This window comes from Neisseria sp. P0021.S006 (assembly GCF_051956895.1).
Genome location: NZ_JBQCWZ010000804.1, coordinates 1 through 651, shown reverse-complemented (window position 1 = coordinate 651; position 651 = coordinate 1). Strand labels below are relative to the sequence as shown.

The 651-nt window shown below is 49.2% G+C and carries 1 protein-coding gene; it reads right to left on the bottom strand.

All coding sequences use genetic code 11. The annotated features are described in order from the left end of the window. Window positions 1–651 (bottom strand): glutamate--cysteine ligase (gene gshA / locus ACTHUM_RS17200; RefSeq protein WP_440403583.1); only part of this gene is annotated, 651 nt, incomplete at both ends.

The following is a 651-nucleotide window of genomic DNA, read 5'->3' as shown; positions in this document are numbered from 1 at the left end:
ACGAAAGGCTGGTCAGTAATACCCAATTCATCGTATTTGGCTTGAATTTTCGCCAATACGCGTTCTACCGCGCCTGCCAACGCATCTTCGCCTTCACGCTCTTGGAAATCCAAACCGCTGATTTTTTCAAAATAAGGATTGATTTGCCATTCGTCGATGTCAATCAACTTGGCAAAGTCGGCAGCAACTTGGTTGTACGCGCCGAAATGTTCGGTTTTACGGCGAGTCGTCCAGCCGCCGTGCAATGGAGGCAAAACGGTTTGACTGATATCTTTAAGGATTTCAGGAACACCCCCTGACAAGTCATTGTTCAACAAAACAACGCAAGGCGAGAAACCGTCTGCGAGATGTACACGCTCACGGGTACGCAATAAAGGCTCAAGCAAAATTTTGTCGCCCAATGCGGTTTCAAACTCGGTTGGCTCAGTCACTTCTGGATTCAAGCTGCCCAAGCGCACTTCGTATCCTGCCGAACGCAAAATCTCGCTGAGGGCGTAAACATTTTGCAGATAGAATGTGTTACGCGTGTGGTTTTCAGGAATAATCAATACGGATTTGGCCGTTTCACAGGCGCGCTGTACCGCATCCTGCGCGGCAACCGCCGCCAGCGGGATAAAGTTGGGATTCAAATTATTGAAGCCGCCTGGAAAC